Annotated in this window: 18 protein-coding genes; 16 read left to right on the plus strand and 2 right to left on the minus strand. The window is 40.1% G+C overall.

What is annotated here, in order from left to right:
- Positions 1–14 precede the first annotated feature (14 nt).
- The gene (locus ACOYVE_RS12040) at positions 15–2,456 is read right to left on the minus strand and encodes a Lon protease family protein (RefSeq protein WP_422882178.1); all 2,442 of its coding nucleotides are present in this window, start codon (positions 2,454–2,456) and stop codon (positions 15–17) included.
- A gap of 110 nt (positions 2,457–2,566) precedes the next feature.
- Between ACOYVE_RS12040 and lgt the strand changes: the two genes are divergently transcribed.
- Genes lgt through ACOYVE_RS12060 form a run of 4 tightly spaced genes read left to right on the plus strand, consistent with a single transcriptional unit; the run spans position 2,567 to position 6,363 of the window.
- Positions 2,567–3,364, plus strand: coding sequence for a prolipoprotein diacylglyceryl transferase (gene lgt / locus ACOYVE_RS12045; RefSeq protein WP_157867541.1), 798 nt, complete (start codon positions 2,567–2,569; stop codon positions 3,362–3,364).
- A 10-nt stretch (positions 3,365–3,374) separates the two neighbouring features.
- Positions 3,375–4,502: a TolB family protein gene (locus tag ACOYVE_RS12050; protein ID WP_014856058.1), complete on the plus strand. Its 1,128-nt coding sequence runs from the start codon at positions 3,375–3,377 to the stop codon at positions 4,500–4,502.
- A gap of 2 nt (positions 4,503–4,504) precedes the next feature.
- Positions 4,505–4,930 (plus strand): hypothetical protein, encoded by a 426-nt coding sequence (locus ACOYVE_RS12055; protein WP_014856059.1) that lies wholly within the window; start codon positions 4,505–4,507, stop codon positions 4,928–4,930.
- Between the two features lie 2 nt (positions 4,931–4,932).
- Positions 4,933–6,363 carry an RsmB/NOP family class I SAM-dependent RNA methyltransferase gene (locus ACOYVE_RS12060; RefSeq protein WP_014856060.1) on the plus strand — a complete coding sequence of 477 codons (1,431 nt, stop codon included), beginning with the start codon at positions 4,933–4,935 and terminating at the stop codon, positions 6,361–6,363.
- A 4-nt stretch (positions 6,364–6,367) separates the two neighbouring features.
- Here the strand turns inward: ACOYVE_RS12060 and ACOYVE_RS12065 are convergent, their stop codons facing one another.
- Entirely contained in the window at positions 6,368–7,309 is a 942-nt protein-coding gene (locus tag ACOYVE_RS12065; RefSeq protein WP_014856061.1) for a hydrogen peroxide-inducible genes activator, read from the minus strand.
- Between the two features lie 206 nt (positions 7,310–7,515).
- Here ACOYVE_RS12065 and katG point away from each other — a divergent pair, with 206 nt between their 5' ends.
- The 12 genes from katG (at position 7,516) to ACOYVE_RS12125 (ending at position 19,999) form a co-directional block, all read left to right on the plus strand.
- The gene (gene katG / locus ACOYVE_RS12070) at positions 7,516–9,708 is read left to right on the plus strand and encodes a catalase/peroxidase HPI (RefSeq protein ID WP_014856062.1); all 2,193 of its coding nucleotides are present in this window, start codon (positions 7,516–7,518) and stop codon (positions 9,706–9,708) included.
- 344 nt (positions 9,709–10,052) lie between these two features.
- A complete protein-coding gene (locus ACOYVE_RS12075) occupies positions 10,053–10,958 on the plus strand; it encodes a hypothetical protein (protein ID WP_014856063.1) in 906 nt (301 codons plus the stop codon).
- Between the two features lie 84 nt (positions 10,959–11,042).
- Complete coding sequence (locus ACOYVE_RS12080) at positions 11,043–11,825, plus strand: DUF6090 family protein (RefSeq protein WP_014856064.1); 783 nt, start codon at positions 11,043–11,045, stop codon at positions 11,823–11,825.
- A 218-nt stretch (positions 11,826–12,043) separates the two neighbouring features.
- Positions 12,044–12,745 carry a DUF6090 family protein gene (locus ACOYVE_RS12085; RefSeq protein WP_157867332.1) on the plus strand — a complete coding sequence of 234 codons (702 nt, stop codon included), beginning with the start codon at positions 12,044–12,046 and terminating at the stop codon, positions 12,743–12,745.
- 63 nt (positions 12,746–12,808) lie between these two features.
- A complete protein-coding gene (locus tag ACOYVE_RS12090; protein WP_422882181.1) occupies positions 12,809–13,159 on the plus strand; it encodes a DUF2200 domain-containing protein in 351 nt (116 codons plus the stop codon).
- Positions 13,160–13,264: 105 nt separating this feature from the next.
- Positions 13,265–14,755, plus strand: a complete 1,491-nt coding sequence (locus ACOYVE_RS12095; RefSeq protein WP_422882183.1) for a serine hydrolase domain-containing protein — start codon at positions 13,265–13,267, stop codon at positions 14,753–14,755.
- A gap of 78 nt (positions 14,756–14,833) precedes the next feature.
- A complete protein-coding gene (gene rsgA / locus ACOYVE_RS12100; RefSeq protein WP_014856068.1) occupies positions 14,834–15,898 on the plus strand; it encodes a ribosome small subunit-dependent GTPase A in 1,065 nt (354 codons plus the stop codon).
- 188 nt (positions 15,899–16,086) lie between these two features.
- Positions 16,087–16,929 carry a phytoene/squalene synthase family protein gene (locus tag ACOYVE_RS12105; RefSeq protein WP_014856069.1) on the plus strand — a complete coding sequence of 281 codons (843 nt, stop codon included), beginning with the start codon at positions 16,087–16,089 and terminating at the stop codon, positions 16,927–16,929.
- Positions 16,930–17,016: 87 nt separating this feature from the next.
- A complete protein-coding gene (locus tag ACOYVE_RS12110; RefSeq protein ID WP_422882186.1) occupies positions 17,017–17,586 on the plus strand; it encodes a carotenoid biosynthesis protein in 570 nt (189 codons plus the stop codon).
- A gap of 6 nt (positions 17,587–17,592) precedes the next feature.
- The gene (locus ACOYVE_RS12115) at positions 17,593–18,210 is read left to right on the plus strand and encodes a lysophospholipid acyltransferase family protein (RefSeq protein ID WP_422882188.1); all 618 of its coding nucleotides are present in this window, start codon (positions 17,593–17,595) and stop codon (positions 18,208–18,210) included.
- Entirely contained in the window at positions 18,207–19,292 is a 1,086-nt protein-coding gene (locus tag ACOYVE_RS12120) for a glycosyltransferase (protein WP_422882189.1), read from the plus strand. The genes ACOYVE_RS12115 and ACOYVE_RS12120 overlap by 4 nt, the downstream gene beginning before the upstream one ends.
- Positions 19,271–19,999 (plus strand): hypothetical protein, encoded by a 729-nt coding sequence (locus ACOYVE_RS12125; protein WP_422882191.1) that lies wholly within the window; start codon positions 19,271–19,273, stop codon positions 19,997–19,999. Before ACOYVE_RS12120 ends, ACOYVE_RS12125 begins: the two co-directional genes overlap by 22 nt.

Raw genomic sequence — 19,999 nt, forward strand, 5'->3', positions numbered from 1 at the left:
AGAGGGTAAAAGCATTATTTTTTTAGCTTTTTCCTGCTTTCCTGTTTCGACTTTTTCAGCATCGATTCAAGTTCTTTTTCAACTTTGTTGAAAAGTGTATTAATTTCGTGTTTTCCCGTTTTAAGCAAATTGCCGGCTTTTACTCCCGTCAAAATTTCGACTGCTTCTTCGACGGTTTTTACCGGATAGATGTGAAACCGTTTTGCGCTTACGGCATTTACTACTTCGTCTTTTAGCATCAAATCTTTTACGTTTTGATGTGGAATTACGACGCCTTGAGAGCCGTTAAGTCCGCGTTTTTTGCAGACGTCGAAAAATCCTTCGATTTTTTCGTTGACGCCGCCTATCGGTTGAATTTCGCCTTTTTGATTCACAGATCCGGTAATGGCAATCGACTGTTTAACGGGAACGCCCGAAATAGCCGAAAGGAGAGCGCAGATTTCGGCTGTCGACGCGCTGTCGCCGTCGATCATACTGTAGCCCTGCTCGAATACCAGACTGGCGCTGAAGGAAAGGTTCATATTTCGTCCGAACTTTTCTCTGAAATATCCGGAAATTATCAGCACCGCTTTATTATGCGTCTTGCCGCTCAGTCCGGCTTCTCTTTCCACATTGATTATGCTGCCGTTTCCCAGAGATACGGAAGCGGTTATTCTTGTGGGCTTACCGAATGAATATGCTCCGACATCGTAAACTGCGAGTCCGTTTACCGTTCCGACGCGCGCGCCTTCGGTATCGATTAAAATTGCTCCTTCTTCAATATACTCGGAAATTTTCGACTCGTACAAGCCGTGACGTTCGATATATGAATTGTACGCCTGGTCGACGTGATAAGAGTTTACAATCTTGCTGCCATTGTCTTTTGCCCAAAAATCGGCTTCCCTCACAAGGTCGGCTATATATGCGAACCGCGTGGTGAGTTTATTCTTTTCTCCGGCGTAACGCGCGCCGTATTCGATCAGCCTCGCAATAGCCGTTTTGTCGAATTCGTACAACTTTTCCGATTCTATTAATTTTTTAATCAGTCGGGCGTATTCGTTCAGCGCGCTTTCGGAACGTTTCATTACGTTGTCGAATTCGGCTTTTATCTTGAAAATTTTATTGAAGTCGTCTTCGTAATACGATAGTGACGAATAGACGTAATTATTTCCGATAAGAATTATTTTGGTGTCGATTTCGATCGGTTCGGGTTTCAGAATGGACGGGGAAAATTGATAAACGTTTGCGAAATCCTGAATTTCCAGTTTGCCGTAGAGCAAAGAGCGTTTGAGCGCTTTCCAAACGCCGGGTTCGCCGAGAGCGTCGAGCGCGTTTATAACGAGGAATCCGCCGTTGGCTCTTAATATCGACCCGGCTTTGATGCGCGTAAAATCGGCGTACCATCCGCCCCGTCCGTCGCTAACTTTTTCGATTGTGCCGAACAAATTTGTATATGTGGGAGTAGTCTCGATTATCACTGGAGCGGCTTTTGTAGTCGAATTATCGAGAATTATGTTGACTTCGTATTCTTTGAGGTAATCGATAACGACGCCGTCTTCCGATTCTTCCCGGACCGGATTTTGTCCTTTGAAAATTTCGATATTCAAAAGTATGTTTTCCGTCACCTGTTCAAGATAATGTTTAATCTTGCGCTCTCTGTATTTTTTCTTCAAATCATCTATCGTAACTTTTACTATTGACGAGACCGATTCGGTTTCGAGCTGATTTATCTTCTCCTGATACGATTGCGTAAGTTTAAGGCTTTCTACGAAAACCTGCTGAAGTTCTTCCTGATAAGAGGAATATTTGCTGATAATTTCATTGGCGTTTTCGGAAGAGATTTTGCCTTCGCGTACGAATTCCTGAATCTGCTGTACAAATACCGGTTTGTCGTCAATCAATGCGAGTATTTCGGGTCGAACCATTTCGCCCGATTTAACTTCGCCCAGAGTAAAATTATCTTTCCTTAGTTTTTCTTCGAAGCTTGTCATTAGAGAGCGCTGCTTTTTGCCGTATTCGGAAAGAAGTTGTTTCTTGCGGCTGACAAAGGGTTCGGAATTTAATACTTGAGGAATTCGTTCCTGAAGGAATCGAATCGAGCTTTTCAAATCTTTTCTGAATTTTTTAGCCTGGCCAGCCTTAAATCTCAGCAATACAGGTCTGTCGATATCTTTGAAATTATTTACGTAAGCGTAATCGTATAGTTTCCCGTTGTCCGTAGGCGCAATCGATTCTAACATCTTTTTGATTGTCGTCAATTTCCCGGTGCCGGAAAGTCCGGCAACGAATACATTGTATCCGGGGCTGCGGAGTTCAACTCCTATTTTCAGGGCTTTCAAAGCACGTTCCTGTCCGACAATTCCTTCGATCGGTTTCAGGCTTTTCGTATTTTCGAATTCGAAAACGGAAGTGTCGCAAGTCCATTTTAATTCCGAAGGGGAAAGTTCTTTGTGACGAGGGGCTTTTTTAAGAGGCATAATAAATCCTGTACGAATTTAACGGTTGCTTTAAAATAAACAAAAAAGATTTAAGTTAGGCTTCTAATCTTAATTTTATTAAATTTTAGGTGAACAATTTGAGGCAATGGTTGATTTACTGGGACGTCAATCCTGAAATATTTAAGCTCGGACCCTTCTCGATAAGATGGTACGGTCTGTTGTTTGCGCTCGGATTCATTATCGGATTTCAGATAATGTCGTACATCTTCCGGAAGGAAAAGAGAAACGAAGACGATCTTAACGATTTACTCTGGTATATGATTTTAGGAACCGTCATCGGCGCGCGTTTAGGTCATTGCCTTTTCTATAATCCTTCTTACTATCTTTCCAATCCGCTCGAAATTTTGCAGGTCTGGAAAGGAGGACTTGCCAGCCACGGCGCCGCAATCGGTATTCTTACGGCTATATATTTGTTTACGAAAAAATATAAAGAGTACTCATTCTTCTGGCTGATGGATAGATTGGTAATAACCGTTGCGCTCGGCGGCTCGTTCATCAGGCTGGGCAATCTTTTCAATTCCGAAATTATCGGAGTGCCGACTGGAAGCGACTGGGGATTTGTTTTTACGCACGTCGATAGTCTGCCGAGACATCCCGCTCAATTGTACGAATCGATCGCTTATCTTATCGTGTTTATATTCCTTTTTTCCTATTACAAAAAGAAAGAAGGAAGTTTCAAAGAAGGTCTTCTCTTCGGGTATTTTCTGATACTTGTTTTCACGTTCCGCTTCTTCGTCGAATTCGTTAAAGAAAATCAAACTTATTTCGAAGAAGGGATGATACTTAATATGGGGCAAATTTTGAGCGTCCCGTTAATTATTGCGGGAATTTATTTGCTTACAAGAAAGAACTCCAAATCCATCAAAATTAACCGACGCAATTCCTGAAAGGGCTAAAATGAAAAGAGCATTGGTTTTAATAAATCTGTTGTTTATATCTTCGTTGATTACGGCTCAGGAGTATAACCCGGACGCCGACACGCTCCGTTTCGAAGGAGAACATCATCTCAGAAATATCCGCCAGCTGACATTCGGCGGCAACAACGCCGAAGCTTATTGGAGTTTCGACAACAAAGAACTGATTTTTCAAAGCGACTGGGAAAAGATCAATCCGCAGGGCTGCGACCAGATTTTCAAAATGAAAGCCGACGTTAGCGATTATGAGGACGGTATAAAATATAAATTGATTTCTACGGGAAAGGGAAGAACGACCTGCGGCTATTTTCTTAAAGACGGCAGAATAATATATGCGTCAACTCACGAAGCCGACTCGCTTTGTCCGGAATCCAAAATGTTTGCCGCCGGCAGATACGTCTGGCCAATTTACGATTCGTATGATATTTACGTAGCTGATTCCGACGGCAGCGACACGAAATTATTAATCGGAGGGAAAGGCTACGACGCAGAAGCGACAGTTTCCCCCGACGGGAAATATATTGTCTTCACTTCCACCCGTTCGGGCGACCTGGAATTGTGGCGTTATGAAATCGGAACGGGCGAATTGGTTCAACTTACAGACCAGCTCGGTTACGACGGAGGCGCATTCTTTTCGCCGGATTCCAGATCGATCGTCTGGCGCGCCAGCCGGCCAACGGGCGAGGAAGCCGAAGTTTACAAACAACTTTTGAAAGAAGGTTACGTTGAACCGAAAGCTCTCAATATCTACGTATCTGATATCGACGGTAAAAACGTACGGCAGGTGACCGACCTCCCGGGCGCAAATTGGGCGCCGTTTTTTCATCCCGACGGAAAAAAGATTTTATTTTCTTCGAATCATCATTCGATCGACAAAGGCGGCAGACTGTTCGATATCTTTATGATCAACATCGACGGCACGGGACTTGAAAAAATTACAAATTCCGGTACGTTCGACGCTTTCCCGATGTTTTCTTTCGACGGAAAGAAATTTGTCTTTTGTTCCAACAGAAACGCCGAAAGAAAACCCTCGAGAGACACAAATGTTTTTGTAGCAGACTGGGTCGAAAATCCGGATGAACGGGACACAGGTTTCAAAGCGGTAAAATAGATATGAACGAAAAAGAATTTATTGTCGGGCGCATCGAACGGTTGAAACAATCGATGCGGTTTTTCCCGATCGATTTTATTACGGAAGCCGATACTGAATTGCTTAAAATGCCTCAATGCAATTTATTGTTGGCTCCGCCCCTTTTCGATACTTTCGAGCTAGTCGACGAAAAGGGAAACGTTCATTTTCATACGGATAACGTCTACAAGGCTAAATATATAATCTACGCAAATTCCAAAAAACCGAATACTATTGTAATTCCGAAAAATCCCGAAGAAATAGAGAGCGCAGTCAAAAAGTACGAAACCTATCTCGATAGTCTGCTCAGAGAAATCGAACGGGACTACAAAAAAGAATTTCCGGAATCCAAGAACTACGCCGCCGCTACAAACAAAATATTCAACTCTCTCAATTTAATCAGGCTTTGATTTTGATAGAAATAGGAAAGAACATAACCGAATATCTGCGTGAGAATTTCGGCGACGAATATATGAGTCGTTTTGTCGAATTCTATGATTCCGAGCCGAAGACGCACATTCGCATTTCGCCTCGAAGCGATAAGCAAAAATTATTCGAAGCATTGACGCATTACGGAATCGAGCTCAAAGGCGTGCAAGGAATTCCGAACGCTTATGAAGTTACTCGCGGCGTCGATATGGTCGGCAAAACAATCGACTACATCCTCGGCGCTTATTATATCCAAAGTCTTTCGTCAATGTTGCCGGCGCTCGTTCTTAATCCGTCCCCTAAGGATAAAACGCTCGATTTGTGCGCCGCGCCCGGTTCCAAAACAACTCAACTTTCGGAATTGATGAGCAACAGAGGCACTCTGGTTTCGAACGACATTTCGATCGACCGTCTGCGCGTATTGATGTATAATATCGATAAAATGAACGTAGTCAACGCCGGAGTATTAAATAAAAAAGGAGAATTGCTGTGCGGCTTTTTCGACGAGTATTTCGACAGAATCCTTGTCGACGCGCCGTGCAGCGCTCTCGGCATAATTCAGAAAAAAGGCGAGGTAAGCAACTGGTGGAACAGGAACAAAGTTTCCGGCATTGCCGAAATTCAATATAAATTGCTCGTAAGCGGAATCCGTATGCTAAAAGTCGGGGGAGAACTTGTGTATTCGACCTGTACGCTTACGCTCGAAGAAAACGAACTCGTCTTGAATAAAATTCTTGAAAAATATCCGGTTGAATTGGTCGATGTGGAATTGCCCGTCGAATCCAGAGAAGCATTTACAGATATCCGAGGAGTAAAGTTGAATCCCGGAATATCGAAAGCCAAAAGGATTGTTCCGTGGGAGGCCGGTTCGGAAGGTTTTTTTGTGGCGAAGTTAGTTAAGTCTGATAAAACCGATAAAAGAAACGCCGACAAGTCGCGGTTCAAAAACGATATTAAATTGTTGAACGCGAATTCGCGCGATATTAAAAATTATTTGTCGGAAATATCGGATTATTACGGAATCGAAAAATCGGTATTCGACGACTACCGTTTTATTCAAAGGAGCAAAGATATCTATTTCGTCGACGGCAGATGGGACTCGATTCATACGGGGTTGTTCAATCGCATCGGTTCGAAATTCGGCGCCGTCGATAAAAAAAACAGGGTGCAGCTTCACATGCTTGCCGCTCAAATTTTGGGTAAATACGTTGCGAAAAACAGAGCGGAACTCAAGAATAAATCCGAACTGGAAATCTATTTCAGAGGCGGCGTCATCAGGCGGCCTTTCGATTCCAAAGGGCAAAAAATTGTTTTCTATGATGATAAAATTCTCGGTACTGCGGTTGCGTCGGACGAAGGTTTGAAAAGTCAGTTCCCGCGGGCGTTCAGAACCCAGGAAATTGTAATACCTTGAATATTCATCTGATTATTAGCCCGTCTTTATTCGCTTTCAATTCTTCGGGAATGACATTGAGTATTTCTTCTTTGAGAGCGTCGAGCAAATGTTTTTTTATAAAAGTATTTGAATATACGAATCCGATTTCTCTTTTGGGTACGGGCTTTACGAACTCTTTTATCTGCTTTAATTTTTTCCTGTCTTTGATATACTGAAGCGAAAGATAGGGCAGTAAAGTCATTCCGAAGTTCTGTTCCACCAATTTAATCAACGTGTCGAGATTTCCGCTTTCGAAGACGACTTTAGAGCCTTTCGAAACCCAGTCGCTGTTGTCCGTTTTGCATACCGAAAGCGTTTGTTCCCTCAGGCAATGTCCTTCTTTTAATAGGAGAAAATCGCTTACGTTCAAGTCGTTTTGATTAAGTTTGCTTTTCCTTATCAATTTATGGTCGGGGGGCAAAAACGCAACGAACGGCTCGTAGTAAAGCGTCTCGGTAATTAGATTCCCGTTTGAAGACCGGAGCGCAATAATGCCGATGTCGAAATATCCTTTATGAAGTCCGCCGATAATTTCATCCGTAGTAACTTCGTCAATTATCAATTCAACATCCGGATAGTTTTTGATGAAATTACTCAGAAACATCGGCAAAAGATAAGACGAAACCGTGGGAATAACGGCTACTCTCAAGGCGCCGGTAAATTCGCCTTTTTCAATTTGCAAGAGTATATTAATTTTTTCTTTCTCTTTCAGAATTTGTTTTGCCTGGGCGATTATTTTTTCGCCGATTTTGGTAGGAGTTATAGGGTGTTTATCGCGCCTGTAAATTATTATGCCGAGCTCCTCTTCGAGCTTTTGAATTTGCATACTGAGGGTCGGCTGCGTAACGTAACAATTTTGGGCTGCTTCCGAAAAACTGCCGTATTTTTCTACCGCAATCAAATATTCGAGTTGTACCAGCGTCATATTTTATATATAGAATAAATCTATGCAAATATAAGAATTATTGATTTGATTTATAAGCTTAATTATGCGATTTTACACTTGTAATTATTTGAAATAAAATTTACTATATTTATAAACGGGCCAAAAATAACACCCCGCTTAATAACACAGTGTAGAAAATTGAAGAAACCAACAGAAATATTAAACAAAAAAAAGCGAGGACAATTATGAGTAACAATCCAAACGAAGGCGCAAAATGTCCCTTCCCGCACGGAGGCGGAGCTAAAGGAACCACAAACCAGGATTGGTGGCCGAATCGTTTACGACTCAATATTTTGAGACAACATTCGGAACTATCCAATCCGCAGGACAAAGATTTCAATTACAAAGAAGCATTCAAGAGTCTCGATTACGAAGCTCTCAAGAAGGACCTGAAAGATTTAATGAAGCAGTCGCAGGACTGGTGGCCTGCGGATTTCGGTCATTACGGACCGCTATTTATCAGAATGTCGTGGCATGCCGCGGGAACGTATCGAATAGGCGACGGAAGAGGAGGAGCCAACGGAGGCTTCCAGCGATTCGCGCCTTTGAACAGCTGGCCGGACAACGCCAATCTGGATAAAGCCCGCCGCCTGCTCTGGCCGATTAAGAAAAAATACGGCAATAAAATTTCGTGGGCAGATCTGCTCGTCCTGGCTGGCAACGTCGCCATGGAAGACATGGGCTTTAAAACATTCGGCATCGGTGCCGGCAGAGAAGACGCATGGGAACCGGACGAAAGCATTTACTGGGGCTCCGAAAAAGAATGGCTCTCCGACGAAACTCGTTATGAAGGCGAACGCAATCTGGAAAATCCTCTCGCCGCAGTCCAGATGGGATTGATTTACGTTAATCCCGAAGGACCCGGAGGCAAACCCGACCCGGTTGCGGCTGCCAAAGACATTCGGGAAACTTTCAGACGTATGGGAATGAACGACGAAGAAACGGTGGCGTTGATCGCAGGCGGTCACACTTTCGGAAAAGCTCACGGTCAGGGCGACCCGAAGTTGATGGGCCCGGAACCCGAAGCCGCCGATATCGAAGAGCAGGGACTCGGATGGAAATACAAATATAAATCAGGAAAAGGTCCCGATACATTGACGGGTGGTCCGGAATTAACCTGGACTACTACTCCGACCAAATGGGGACACGATTTCTTCAAACATCTTTTTGAATATGAGTGGGAATTGACAAAGAGTCCTGCAGGGGCATATCAATGGGTGGCAAAAAATGCGGAACCGACAGTTCCGGATGCCCATGACCCGAACAAAAAACATCGTCCCGGAATGCTGACTACCGACCTTTCATTGAGATTCGATCCTGAATACGAAAAGATATCGAGAAAATTTTATGAAAATCCCGAATTGTTCGCGGACGCCTATGCCCGCGCCTGGTTCAAATTATTGCACAGGGATATGGGGCCGAAGACGAGATATCTCGGTCCTGAAGTGCCCGAAGAAGATTTAATCTGGCAGGATCCTATTCCCCCGGTCGATTACAAACTGGTCGATAAAAACGATATTGTCGAATTGAAGAAAAAAATACTCGAGTCGGGACTTTCAATCTCGGAATTGGTTAAAGTTGCCTGGGGTTCGGCATTCACATATCGCAATTCGGATAAAAGAGGCGGAGCAAACGGCGCGCGCATCAGACTCGAACCTCAGAAAAACTGGGAAGTTAATAATCCCGCTGAATTGAAAAAGACGCTGGACGTTCTCGAAAAAATACAAAGCGAATTCAATTCGGCTCAGAAAGACGGCAAGAAAATTTCTCTGGCGGATTTGATTGTGCTTGCCGGCAGCGCCGCAGTTGAAAAAGCCGCTAAAGACGCGGGCTTCGATATCGAAGTTCCGTTTACTCCCGGCAGAAACGACACAACTCAGGACTTAACCGACGTTGAGTCGTTTGCCGTTCTGGAGCCGATTGCAGACGGGTTCCGTAATTATGCCAAAGAAAATGCCGCAGTATGCGCAGAGCATATCCTTGTAGACAAATCCCAATTGTTGACGCTTTCCGTGCCCGAAATGACCGTATTGGTAGGCGGTATGCGCGCTTTGAATGCCAACTTCGACAATTCCGATAACGGTATATTCACAGAAAGACCGGGTCAATTGACAAACGATTTCTTTGTCAATCTGCTCGATATGGGAGTCGAATGGAAAGCCGCAGACGAAATGAAAACCAAATTCGAGGGACACGATAGAAAAACAGGCAAGCCGAAATGGAAAGCTACGCGCGTCGATTTGATATTCGGACATAATTCGGAATTGCGCGCCGTAGCCGAGTTCTATGCATGCGACGACAATAAAGAAAAATTCGTAAGGGATTTTGTTAAAGCCTGGACGAAAGTGATGGAACTCGACAGATTCGATTTGAAATAAATAAGCGACGCTTTGAAGTCTTCTTTTACAAAAAGCCGCGGCAAATTGCTGCGGCTTTGTTTTAATAAAAAATTTGAAAGTGTGGCATTCATTGATAAATAGCTCGCCGTTCGATCATACCCGTAAATAGTTTAATTCTGCAGGACAAGAAATTTCGAGATTGCCGTATATGAAGAACAGCGGCAATATCAGTTAAACTATTTTTCATGTAAAAGTTATTTAAAGTCCGTAATGAATTTTATTTAGCCATTATATGTTGAAATGATAATTCCCTTTATTTACGATGAAGAAAATTTACCGAATGCGGAATAATTTTATATATATCCAAAAAAACGAAAGTGAATATGAAAATACATTTTTTAATCGCGTCACTTTTTTTATTTGTTTCAACCTATTCGTACGGACAGGGTTGCAGCGACGCGGGCGTCTGTACGATAAACGGTTTAAAACCTCATGGTCAGGAAAGCGCTAATTCTATAAACAATCAATTTAAAATAGGCGGATTCTTCGGAGTTGCCGACAATTCCGTAAACGTCTATGGTAATTACCTGGAGTATAACGGAAGAGTAACAGGTAAATACGGAGTGGATATAAAAATTACCTCGATAGCCCAAAGCGGCAACGATATATCGAAGCGGGGACTTTCGGATGTTTTTCTCAATCTGAATTATTTTGCGGCAGATAGGTTCGTGATTACCGCAGGCGCTAAAATTCCTTTGTCCGACGCCAATAGAAAATTAGACGGGCTTTCGTTACCGATGGATTATCAACCGACTTTAGGAACTCTCGATTTAATAATGGGAGCGGCATATGCAATTAATAACTTTCAGATAGTAGCTGCGATACAGCAGCCTTTAAGTCAAAACGGGAATGAATTTATTTCAGGGGATTATCCTGCAAATTCGCCATTGCGAAATTTCCAAACGACGAATAAATTCAAACGGAGCGGAGATGTACTGCTTAGAGTTTCCTATCCGATAAGGTTATACCGGGATCTTACGATAACTCCGAGTATATTGCCTATCTATCATCTTGCGAACGATAAATATACCGACGAATATGAAATTGAAAATGAAATTATCGGTTCTCGCGGTTTGACGCTCAACGGCAATATTTATCTGGATTATAAATTGAATGAGGAAAACAGTGTTCAATTAAACGTAGGAGCTCCGTTTATAGTTAGAGATTCCCGTCCGGATGGTTTAACGAGGAGTTTTATTGCAACATTGGAATACAAAATTACTTTTTGACATTTAATCTATATAATATATAAATCGGTTTTAAGAATGCGTTAAGCGCATAGCTATTGTATAAAAGCAGAGTACGGTATTAATTTGAAAAAAGAACTGAAGAAAAAAACGACTGCTATGATTAATTTTTTCAAGAAAGTAAGACTAAAACTTTTATTCGACGGAAAATTGCAAAATTATCTTAAATACGCGACAGGGGAAATAATACTTGTGGTTATCGGCATCTTGATAGCTCTTCAGATAAACGACTGGAACGAAAACCGGAAATTGAATGGTATTAGAAATATTTACTACCGACAGATTCTAATCGATTTGGACCGCGAAATTAAGAATGTTAATTCTCGAATTGACAGTCTGGAAAAGAGCGTTAATTCATATAATGCATATAAAGAATATGTTTCTTCGGAAAATCCGACGTTAGAGCAAACATCAATGGCTTTGAGCGGGGTTGATGAGACGTTTAATTACATGTCGTTTAATTCGAGCACAATCGAATCGCTCGAACTAACCGGAGATATTAAATTGATACCCAGGAATTTAAGAACGGAGTTAATAAACTTAAGACGAGCTCAGAAAATTATGACCACCGTGGCTACCGATAATGACAATGTTTATTTGTTTAATCTTCAGAAGGCGGGCAATCTGGGTTTTTATCAAATATTGAATGGCCGCGCTGTAAACGGACCAATTAAAAATAACGACATCGCAGATAAAATAAAGCGGAATTACGCCGATATCATTTTAATTGCCGATGCGGCTTATGCGCTGAAGAATTTTACCGAAAAACAAAAAATCTATGTATTCAAAACAATGTTAAAACGGATCGATACAATAAGAAAAATGATTCAACGGGAGCTGGACAAATAATTCCTCCGCAATAAAAGCGCAAGAATATTTATATAAATAGCGTAATACATCATTGTTGTTTTATTATTATTCGATTGATAGTTGATTGCGTATATCTCCGGTTCATTTAACGTCAAAGAATCAGTGAAAAAGTTTAGAAAATATCATTACAAAAAAGTAGCCGCTTTATGATAAAATTGTTTAGAAATATACGGCAAAAGCTTCTGTCGGAAGGGAAATTGCAGAAGTACCTTAAATACGCCGCGGGAGAAATTATACTCGTGGTTGTCGGAATTCTGGTTGCGCTTCAAATAAATAACTGGAGCGAATCGATTAAAAACCGGGAGCTGGAATCGGTTTACTTGAGGGAGATGCTGGAAGATTTCAAAAGCAATCTGCAAAAATCGGAAGACACAATCGAATGGATTAATGAAGTGATACCGGAGATGATTACGCTGCTCGAACAATCGTCGCTCGATAAACCCGATATCCCGGTCGATTCGCTCAACTACAATTTTTCGTCTCTCCTTACAATGCCCACATACAACAGCACCGACAGGGTCTACCAGAATTTAGTCGGGTCGGGCGATTTTAAAATTATTACTTCGCGGGATTTGAAAAACGATATTGCAAACTATTACAAAGCCGTCGATTTAATAGAACTCGTACAAAGAACTCACGAAATGGAGCTCGTAAATTCGATCCAGCCTTACATAATCGACAATATGGATTTTCAATCCGTCGGCGTTTATTTGCTGGACGACTGGGACATGCCGCCGGCGGACGATTATGAACGGATTCTAAAAGTTATGAAAAGCAGAGAGTTCAGAAATATTATCATGCTAAAGTTGTCTATACTGTCCGACCTGTTGGAGCAAAACGAGAACATTAAAGAAATCAACAAAAAGCTTGTGGCGTCAGTGGAAAAACATTTCGAGTAAATCCGGTTGACTAATAGCGGTCTTCGCTTTAATTTGAAGCGCCGATAAAAAAGGAGATTGCGCATGAAAAACACCAGGATATTCAAAATGCCCTTTGCAAGCGTTTATCCGCACTACGTTAGCAAGGCTGAAAAAAAAGGACGCACCAAAGACGAGGTGGATACTGTAATTTGCTGGCTTACGGGGTACGACAGGAAAGGTCTTCAAAAACAGATAGACAAAAAAGTCGATTTCGAAACTTTTTTTGCCGAAGCGCCGGCAATCAATCCGAACGTCTCAAAAATTACCGGAGTTATTTGCGGATACAGAGTTGAAGAGATAGAAGACCCGCTGATGAGGAATATCCGTTACATGGACAAACTCGTCGACGAACTTGCGAAAGGGAAATCTATGGAAAAGATTTTGAGGGAGTGAGTTTTATGACCCGGCGCTTGCTTCCTTGTCTGCGATTTACAAACCTACCCATGTAACTTGTAGAAAGATATTCCAGTCTTAAGATGTAAGAAAAATAGGATTAATATGAAGCGCTTAATCGGACTTCTTTATTTATGTTTATTATGGTTTCCCTTTGTTTCCTATCCTTTACCGGGAGATTGTGACGGCGGAAAAGATTGCGAGAAAAAACATGACTTCTTTTATAAAATTGAAAACAAAATAAAAACTGTGTTTAATGATTACGGATTGAGAGGCGATTTTCTGATAGCTGTAGTTGATGAATGCGGCGTGAATGGCTATGCCGTTATTAATCGTAATATTATTGAAGGCAGATACACGGATCTTAACATCGATTCTCCATTTTATATAGCGTCGCATACGAAGGCATTTACCGGCGCTTTAATGTGTATGCTCGATGAAGAAGGAACGCTGGACTTGAATAAATCTATTGCAGACTATTTACCGGAATTGAATTTTGGAGGCGGAATAAATACGGCTGACATTACGTTGAAAAGCCTTTTGAATCATACGCACGGCATATTCAGCGTCAGGCTAACATGGAAAACGGCTTTCCTGGGTTACAGCGGTTTAAACTCGGAAATTCTGGAAGACATTAATAATGATTTTATATATGATCCGTCGCATAAATTCCGATATTCGAATGTCGGCACGATTGTGGCGGCTATAATCGCAGAAAAAGTTACGGGAAAAAATTGGAAAGAATTAATGCGGGAAAAAATATTTGTGCCGTTGAAAATGGAACATACAAGTTGTAACGTTTCCGATTACAACGCCGATTTAATCCGACCTTCGGTTATCGTATCTCGGAATAATGAAATCATTTCCTCCGGCTTTTATAAAAAAGATATAACCATGCACGCTTCCGGCGGTATTATTTCAACGACAAAAGATTTATCGCTTTGGCTGGCGGCTAACATTAGACAGGATGAAATTTTAATGAATAAGAAAAGTTGGATTCTTTTGCACTCGCCGTCTGCGTTACAAAACAGAAAATATTTTACATACGATCGCTTTGGATACGGTTTGGGCTGGGATATTGCCGAATATAATGGAGATACAATATTAACCAGGTTCGGCGGCTATGCCGGCATCAGCTGCCATATATCTTTCATTCCGAAGAAAAAAATTGGCATAATTGCTTTCTCTACGGATAACCGAGCCTTTCTATTGCCGCATCTTATGGCGAATTATGTTTATAATTTGATGTCTGAACGGGATGCAGAAAGCATTATTGAAAATGAGCTTGCGTTTTTTAGGGAAGCATTTCTTAAACAAAATAATTTATCTTATCCGTCCGATTCTCTTTTGTTGCAAGCAAACAACAGAAACGATGCAATCACCGGAATATATCAAACCGATTCTTGGCCTTCGATTGAGATAAAAAAATCGGGGAACTATTATAACTTTATATGGGGAGTTCTAAAAGGCAAGATTTATTTGAAAGACGACTCGTCGTTTACGACTAATACCGGCGTAATTATCAGAGATTTCAAAATAAAAAACGATACTCTGTTTACAGGATCGTTAATCTTTATTAAAAATATGAAAAAATAGAAAATATTTTTTGCCTTAATTATTATATAAAGTTCGCTATATTTATTTGCTCCAAAACATAGAGTTAAACTAAAAGAAATGAATCTTGCGGATATCGGTTATACCGTATTTCTAGAAAAAAGCGAATTTCAGTCGCTCCCGGAGGGCTTACAAACAGGAAGAGTTGCCGCGGAACATAAAGAAAGGTACATTGTTCTTACTTCCGAAGGCGAATACGAAGCGGAAATTACAGGCAATATGCGTTTTTCAGCCGAGTCGAGAATGGACTTTCCTGCCGTAGGCGACTGGGTTCTGTTAACTGCTTATGCAAACGACTTCGCGGTAATCCATAAAATATTGCCGCGCTATTCGATTCTGGAAAGAAAAGCTGCGGGTAATTCGAGTGAAGCCCAAATAATTGCAACAAATGTCGACTATGCGTTTTTAATTCAATCCGTCGACAGGGACTTTAACGTCAACCGTATCGAACGTTATCTGACGCTTTGTTATTCTTCCGGCATTAGTCCCGTCGTCGTTCTGACGAAAATCGATCTGATTGACGCTGCGACGCTCGCTTCGATTAAATGTAGCGTGGAAAAAAGGATCATAAATGTTCCCGTTGTAACCGTAAGCAACATTACAAAAGAGGGCTTGAACGATCTGGAAAAGCTAATTGAGAAAGGAAAAACCTGCTGCTTGCTCGGTTCCTCCGGCGCCGGAAAATCGACTCTTATTAACAACCTAGCAGGTAAAGATATAATGCGAACGGACGTCGTCAGCGAAAGCACAAACAAAGGCAGGCATGTAACGACCCACAGGGAATTAATCGTTCTCGATAAAGGCGGAGTGTTGATCGATAATCCCGGCATGAGGGAAGTGGGAATTACCGATATGTCGACCGGACTGGAAAAGACTTTCGAGCTTATTTACGAACTTTCTACAGACTGCAAATTTAAAGACTGCACGCACACTAATGAACCGGGCTGCGCCGTATTGAAAGCAGTCGGCTCGGGTCAAATCGACAAGGCTTTGTACAAAAATTTTTTGAAACTCGAAAAAGAGAAAAATTACTATGAAATGTCAGCTCTGGAAAAACGGCAAAAAGACAAGAACTTCGGCAAGATGATAAAGAATTTTAAAAAAGAGATTAAGAAGAAGAAATAGAAAACATAATCAAGAAGCCTAGCTATTAGACCGCAGCAGTAAACAGCCCTGCCATTTTTAAATTGGATATAAATATCCCCTGAGTTATATTCACAATACAAATCATTAGTAAGTTATTTATTCCGACATGGAACTAATTCTTTTTTTTATATCGTTTAGAGCATAAATGCAATATTAATAAAGGGAATATGAGTTTTAAAATATATTTAGAGACTTCTTTTAAGACTTCGGAATTAATTACCAAACAATACAGCACATCATTTTCGTGGGCGACTTTCTTTCTCGAAAAGGATAAACGAAAAGCGATTTATGCCATTTACGGCTTTGTTCGTTTAGCAGACGAAATTGTGGATACTTTTCACGAGTACGATAAGTTATTCTTGCTAAATGAACTACGACAAGATCTTTATTATGCCCTCAATAATAAGATATCTATCAACCCGGTGTTAATGTCTTTCGCGGATACTGCTATTAAGTACGACATTAAAAAAGAACAAATAGAATCTTTTTTGAAAAGTATGGAAAGCGATTTGACAAAGAGCAATTATTATTATCAGGAAGAATTAAACGAATACGTTTACGGCTCTGCAGACGTTGTCGGTTTGATGTGCCTCAAAGTATTTTGTAATGGCAATACCGGTTTGTATAAAGAATTGGAATTGCCTGCCCGCAAATTGGGGTCTGCCTTTCAAAAAGTTAACTTCCTGCGAGATTTAAAAAACGACATAAATGAGTTGAATAGAAATTATTTTCCTGAAATTATTAATGGAGTATTTGATGTTGTTACGAAAGAAAAAATCGAAGCGGTTATAGACTCGGAATTCCGTGAAGCATATGAAGGACTGAAACGGCTGCCGGGCAAGTCTAAATTGGCTGTCGCTTTAGCTTATTTCTACTATATGGCATTGTTTAAGAAAATTAAAAAAGCAACGCCCGAAATGGTTCTTTCAAAAAGATTCAGAATCTCCAATTTCAGGAAATCGCTTATTATGTTCAAAGTGTTTCTTATGTATAAACTGAAAATCATATAAATAATAGTTATGAATTATTTTCCTAAGAATAAAATTAACGAATCTGAAATCAGAAGATTTGTTGTAATCTATTATATAGTAGGAGTAGTGGGCTTTATTCTACCATTCACTCGGGGATTATTTACCGCACTGATACCGATATCTCTTCTTATAAGCGTTTACTTAGTAATTTTGTATCATAATAATTATAATTTCTTTTCTGTAGCTGGCATGATATCTGTTTTTTTTCTTGGATATATTATCGAAGTGATAGGCGTTCAAACCGGGCAGATATTCGGGCGCTACATATACGGAAATGCTCTCGGCCCAAAGTTATTCAGAGTTCCTTTGATAATTGGGATTAATTGGCTTATCTTGTCCTATGCCTCAGTTTCTTTGTTAAACCAATTTAAGATACGAAAACCTTTAGCCTTATTCCTGGCGCCTTTGTTAATGGTTTTTTATGATTTCTTTCTTGAGCAGGTAGCCGGCAAACTGGATATGTGGTATTGGGAAAATTTAGATGCTCCTGTTAATAATTATATTGCATGGTATATTGCCGGTTTTGTCATGGTTCTAATTCTTTTAGTAGCCAGAGTTAATTTTAAAAATTCCGTGGCTCCTGTAATATTTAGTAGCCAGTTTGCTTTCTTTTTTTTATTGTCGTATTTAATTTGATTCGCCATGCTAAAAGCCAAACATCACTTTTTTATTTATCCTATGTTCAAATGTCTTACTAAAATACTTTTAAAAAGAAATTTTAATAAATGTATAATAAATGGCGAATTTGAAGATAATGGGAAATCTGTTCTTGTTATTTCAAACCATGTAAGCTGGTGGGACGGTTTTTGGATAATGCATCTGAATCTGAAGTTATTAAAACGCCGGTTTCATTTTATGATGCTTGAAGAACAACTTAATAAACATTGGTATTTTCAATACAGCGGCGGATTCTCCATAAAGAAAAAATCTCGTTCCATTTTGGAAACAATAGACTATACTGCAGAACTGTTATCGTCTAATGAAAATATGGTTCTTTTATTCCCGCAGGGTGAAATTAAATCGGTATATGACAGGAATATTAAGTTCGAAAAGGGGGTGGAACGCATTTTAATGAAATCTCCGTCAGAAACTCAAATTTTATTTGTTGTTAACCTTATTGATTATTTTTCACAAAAGAAGCCTGCTTTGTATATGTATATTAATACCCTGCATAAAACAATTAGAAGCGTTGATTTTCTAGAAAAAGAGTATATAAAATTCTATTCTGAGGCAATAAACAAACATATCGCCAACGTATGAAATATATCGCCTATATAACGTTCGTTTTTATAACAATACAATTGTTAAACTTAATTATAAATTTTCTTTTCCGTCAAAAATTAAAGTCGACTTATAAAACTAAGCAAGAAAAGATTTCCATTTTAATTCCGGCGCGCAACGAAGAGAAAAACATTGCCGGGCTCTTGAATAATTTAACAAAGATTAAAAATGCCAATCTCGAAATAATAGTATATAACGACGGCTCGAATGACAATACAGCAAAGATTGTCGAAGATTTTGTTGAGTCGGACGGTAGAATAAAATTGATAACCGGGGAGGCATTGCCGGATGGATGGCGAGGTAAAAATTTTGCATGCCACCAAATGTCGAAAATTGCTATGGGTGATTATTTCCTTTTTATTGACGCCGACGTACGGATAGAAGGTGATATTATCACTGATGCCGTTGCATATGTAAAAAAATATGGACTGGGGTTGTTGTCTCTATTCCCAAAGCAAATAATGGTTACATTCGGCGAAAAAATATCTGTGCCTGTCATGAATTATATATTGCTGACTTTACTCCCTCTGGTGCTTGTGCGGTTATCGCCTTTCAAATCTCACTCCGCGGCGAACGGTCAGTTTATGTTTTTTGATGCAAAGACGTATAAACGGTTTATGCCGCATAAAATGTTCAGGAATTCTTTGGTAGAAGATATAGAGATCGCAAGATACTTGAAATCAGAAAAGACGAAAATTGCTTGTGTCACCGGAGACGAAAGAGTCGTTTGCCGGATGTACAGTTCTTATGCAGAAGCGCTAAATGGATTTTCTAAAAACATATTGATGTTTTTCGGAAACAGTTTGACTGCAGCTTTGATATTCTGGACCTTTTCGGCATTGGGTTTTGTGCCCGTCCTTTTAAGTATGAGCGAATATTTTCATGTTTATTTAATAATATTCTTGTCGATACAGTTTTTGTATTCAAGTACAAGCAAAGAGAATATGGCGGAAAATTTGTTCCTTTTCCCTTTGCAGATGTTATTCATGCTTCATGCAATTTTAAATGCTGTGCTAATCAGAATAGGGAAGCCATATATATGGAAAGGAAGATATATATAATATTTCTTTTGCTAATTATTACGATCGGAAATTTATACTCCCAGAATAACAAATCGATTTATACAGCTTATGTCAGTAATCAAATGGATTTGTGGAAAACAGCCATGGATTCAATTGAATCGGGCGGCGAGCTTACGGATGCTCGCTATCTTGAGCTGCTAAATTATTATTACGGATATACTGCATGGTGTATCGATCAAAAAAATTATAAAGATGCGGAAAAATATATAGAAAAGTCGGAAGATATTATTGAGAAACTGGAAAAGAGAAATTACGAAATGTCGTCTCTCTATTCATATAAATCGGCTCTTATTGGTTATGAGATAGCTCTTTCTCAGTATAAAGCTCCGTTTATAGGAAAGAAAAGTATCAGATATGCAAATGAATCAGTAAAAACAGATTCCTCAAACCCGATGGGATATATTCAATTGGGTAATATAGAGTATTATACTCCGGGTTTATTCGGAGGCTCCAAAGAGGAAGCGTTGGTTTATTATATGCGTGCACTTGATTTAATGGAAAAAGACACTATCTGGTTGAGGAATAACTGGAATTATCTCAATCTGCTGGTAAACATTATAAATACCTATACGGAACTTGAAGAATATGACAAAGCGAAAGAATATTGTATCAAGGCGCTGCAAATAGAACCCGAATTCGATTGGGTCAAAAATAACCTATATCCAAATTTACACGGGAAGAGATAA

It is taken from the genome of Melioribacter sp. (genome assembly GCF_049325435.1).
Taxonomy (GTDB): domain Bacteria; phylum Bacteroidota; class Ignavibacteria; order Ignavibacteriales; family Melioribacteraceae; genus Melioribacter; species Melioribacter roseus.

Excerpts from the sequence above, each read along its gene's own strand:
- ACOYVE_RS12050 (WP_014856058.1), top strand. The coding sequence starts at position 3,375 with ATGAAAAGAGCATTGGTTTTAATAAATCTGTTGTTTATATCTTCGTTG.
- ACOYVE_RS12075 (WP_014856063.1), top strand. The coding sequence starts at position 10,053 with ATGAAAATACATTTTTTAATCGCGTCACTTTTTTTATTTGTTTCAACC.
- ACOYVE_RS12125 (WP_422882191.1), top strand. The coding sequence starts at position 19,271 with ATGGAAAGGAAGATATATATAATATTTCTTTTGCTAATTATTACGATC.
- ACOYVE_RS12090 (WP_422882181.1), top strand. The coding sequence starts at position 12,809 with ATGAAAAACACCAGGATATTCAAAATGCCCTTTGCAAGCGTTTATCCG.
- ACOYVE_RS12040 (WP_422882178.1), bottom strand. The coding sequence starts at position 2,456 with ATGCCTCTTAAAAAAGCCCCTCGTCACAAAGAACTTTCCCCTTCGGAA.
- rsgA (WP_014856068.1), top strand. The coding sequence starts at position 14,834 with ATGAATCTTGCGGATATCGGTTATACCGTATTTCTAGAAAAAAGCGAA.
- ACOYVE_RS12120 (WP_422882189.1), top strand. The coding sequence starts at position 18,207 with ATGAAATATATCGCCTATATAACGTTCGTTTTTATAACAATACAATTG.
- katG (WP_014856062.1), top strand. The coding sequence starts at position 7,516 with ATGAGTAACAATCCAAACGAAGGCGCAAAATGTCCCTTCCCGCACGGA.
- ACOYVE_RS12105 (WP_014856069.1), top strand. The coding sequence starts at position 16,087 with ATGAGTTTTAAAATATATTTAGAGACTTCTTTTAAGACTTCGGAATTA.
- ACOYVE_RS12115 (WP_422882188.1), top strand. The coding sequence starts at position 17,593 with ATGCTAAAAGCCAAACATCACTTTTTTATTTATCCTATGTTCAAATGT.
- ACOYVE_RS12095 (WP_422882183.1), top strand. The coding sequence starts at position 13,265 with ATGAAGCGCTTAATCGGACTTCTTTATTTATGTTTATTATGGTTTCCC.
- ACOYVE_RS12055 (WP_014856059.1), top strand. The coding sequence starts at position 4,505 with ATGAACGAAAAAGAATTTATTGTCGGGCGCATCGAACGGTTGAAACAA.
- ACOYVE_RS12065 (WP_014856061.1), bottom strand. The coding sequence starts at position 7,309 with ATGACGCTGGTACAACTCGAATATTTGATTGCGGTAGAAAAATACGGC.